The 3,292-nt window shown below is 43.5% G+C and carries 3 protein-coding genes; all 3 read left to right on the top strand.

The window, feature by feature from the left end; all coding sequences use genetic code 11:
* Positions 1-453: MMPL family transporter (locus PLA23_RS11835; protein WP_324475308.1), on the top strand; the 453-nt coding region annotated here is incomplete at its 5' end.
* Positions 454-565: 112 nt separating this feature from the next.
* Positions 566-2,392: a hybrid sensor histidine kinase/response regulator gene (locus PLA23_RS11830; RefSeq protein WP_324327706.1), complete on the top strand. Its 1,827-nt coding sequence runs from the start codon at positions 566-568 to the stop codon at positions 2,390-2,392.
* Between the two features lie 172 nt (positions 2,393-2,564).
* On the top strand, positions 2,565-3,292 hold a 728-nt coding region (locus PLA23_RS11825), incomplete at its 3' end, for a hypothetical protein (protein WP_324475307.1).

Here is a 3,292-nt window from a genome sequence, read left to right as displayed (position 1 = left end):
GTATTCATCTTTGGGTTTTTACTCCTGGTGTATCGTCGTCTGAACGCAGCCCTTCCCCTCATCCCAATCGTGATCATCGTTGGATGGAATGGGGCAATCATGTATCTTTCAGGTCTTGAATATACCCCACTGACTGCCGTTCTTGGATCCATGACCATTGGTGTTGCATCAGAGTATACCATCCTGATCATGGAGCGATGTAATGAAGAACTGGCACGGGGTCTTTTTCTCTATGATGCGATACAGGTCAGTGTTCAGAAGATAGGTACTGCCATTACCGTATCCGGTCTGACTACCGTATTCGGTTTTGCTGCCCTGATGCTCTCTGAGTTTAACATTGTTGCTAATTTTGGAATAACGACGGTTATCACGGTTTTCTTCTCCCTGACCGGGGCCATATTTATTATGCCTGCTGTCATTTCAGTCATATACCGGTTCCAGGGCATCAGATAGCATTTCTCTCTTTTTCCCACACCCTATCAGTACACGTGCTGTCCGTTTCACGATCGGTCAGGGATGAAATCACTACTATTATCGTCTCATATGTCATGTTCTAAATAGGCATATGATGATCTCTGTCCTCTATGTAGATGATGAGGCGGATTTTTTATTTCTTGCAAAAAAATTTCTGAATAATGAACCGGATATTTCCGTTGATACCATTACATCAGCTCGTGATGCATTGGAAATTTTAAAAAACCGGACATATGATGCGATTATCGCTGACTATCAGATGCCGGGCATGGATGGTATCCAGTTTCTCCAGGCGGTACGTTCTCTGTATGGAGGAATTCCTTTTATTCTCTTTACCGGAAAGGGCCGTGAAGAAGTTGTCATAACGGCACTCAATGAGGGTGCTGATTTTTACCTCCAGAAAGGTACTGACGCACCCTCCCAGTTTGCCGAACTTGCCCATAAAATACGTCAGGCGGTCAAGAGAAAAGAGGTTGAAAAGCGTCTTGTTGAGAGTGACCGGCGGTTTCGCAAAACACTTCAGACCATGAATCTCATCGCCTTTCAACTGGATAATGATGGGAAGGTGGTATTTTGTAATGATTATCTGCTTCGTCTGACCGGCTGGAGTAGAGAAGAGTTCATGGGTCAGGATTTTTTTGAGATGGCTGTCCCTGCGCATCTGAGAGAATTAAAAAAACGTTTCTTTCAGGAGGCCATGAAAAAAGGGACCATCTCTCAACATGAAGAGATGAAACTGCTTTTAAGAAATGGTGAGATTCGGGATATTGATGTGATGAACACTGATCTGAGAGATGAAGATGGGAAACTGATTGGGTATATGTGCATCGGAGACGATGTGACGGAACGCAACAAAGCCAGAAAGGAAGCTGATGCGTGGAGAAACAGGTACAAAATGGTCACTACCTCGTCCGGCCTGGTTGTGTATGATTATGACATGGAGCATGATACCATCATCATGAGTGAGAATGTCAAAGATGTGTTTGGGTATTCGCATGATCAGATATGCCAGGGATTTTATCAATGGCTCTCCCTCGTCCATCCGGAAGATAGACAGACGGCACTGAACGCATTTGAGTATGTCCATACGAATTCACAGGGAGGAGTTGTGATATACCGGTTCATGCATGCTGATGGTCATTATGTCTGGGTTGAAGACAAGGTTTCGGTGTCTGATGCTCATGATTCATCCCGGCTCATGGGAATAATGGCTGATATTACCCGTCAGAAAGAAGCGGAAGAGGCACTCAGGCTCAGTGAGACACGACTTCGGACAGCACATACCAAACTCAGTCTCCTTAGTTCCATAACCCGTCATGATATCACCAACTCTCTGAGTGCAATGCAGGGTTTTCTCTCGCTCATGGAGGAGTGTGAGCCGCATGAGACAGCAGTTTTTGTGAAAAAAATGCAGACCATCGCCAGCTCTATTGAGCAACAGATTACCTTTTCACGGGAATACGAGAAGGTGGGGATATCTGAACCGGACTGGTTTTCCATCAGTGATATCCTGGCAAAATTACCGTTTGAAGATCTCCACCTTATCTGTACCGTTTCGCCATCACTTGAGATCTATGCTGACCCGATGATTGAAAAGGTCTTTTTTAATCTCCTGGGCAATACAAAATATCATGGCGGGCACGTTTCGGTGATTACCGTGTCATCACACTGTACTGAGCAGGGGCTCATTATTGCATGGGAGGATGATGGTGTTGGTATACCCCCGGAAGAGAAAGAGATTATCTTTAACTATGGATATGGGAAAAATACCGGTTATGGATTATATCTCATATCAGAGATACTAAAAATCACTTCGATACATATCAGAGAAACCGGACTCTTCAAAAAAGGGGCGCGATTTGAGATGCTTATTCCTCATGGCGGATACCGTATCTCATCAGAATGTGTCGAAACATAATTGAGAAATGAATTTCGGCTCTTTGTCCTATCATACCATTCTCTTACCGGTATGATTTGAATGATTCTGGTAGAAACAACGGTTCCTCATATCAAAAGAATATCCCTTTATGCTGATCGCAATGCAATATTGGTAATTCAATTATCATGGTAAGATACCTTCTGGAAAAAACATGAGCAGGATCGGAAAAAATCAGTATCAATTTGGAAAATATTCTCTCTCGTACCATATCATGCTGATTTTCATTATCGTCGGAAGCATAAGTACTGGCATTCTGTTTACGTACCTCTATCATATTGAAAAAGAATCTATCAAATCCGAATTTTTAATCTCGCAGCAATATGGAGAGGAATCATTAATAAACGCCATCCAGCTGGCGGATCAGAGTTTCTCTTTCTATGATAATGCCTATAATCAGCCACTCAAGATTGCATTACAGCGGTTTCAGGATCTCTATCATGAACAGGGGAGCCGGCCGGAAGATACTGATCTTGAATCAATCCGAAAGGACATCAGCATCTATTTTGATCTTCCAATCGATCTGTATATCTTCAATGCTTCCGGAGTCATAATCGCCTCAACCTTTGAACCTGATATCGGGCTGAACTTCTCTTATGCTCCAAAATTCTTAAAACGACTCAATGACATCCGGCTTGGTGACACGGTAGCATATGATGCCATCGTGACCGGGACCAAACTGGGCGAAGAACGGAAATATGCATACATTCCGACACGGGATCATGAATATATCCTGGAAATCGGCATAAATATGCAGGAGTTCTTTAAAAAGCAGGGATTATCAAAGTATCCACGTCTTGCACGCTGGTACGGCCGGATATGGAACGATGTCTCTTCCGTCTGGATTTATGATCAGACATACCAGGGGGCTGAGGATATAAA

The sequence above is a fragment of the Methanospirillum sp. genome, assembly GCF_035406105.1.
GTDB lineage: Archaea > Halobacteriota > Methanomicrobia > Methanomicrobiales > Methanospirillaceae > Methanospirillum.
Note: the sequence above shows the minus strand (reverse complement) of the source record. Positions and strands in the feature narration are given on the sequence as shown.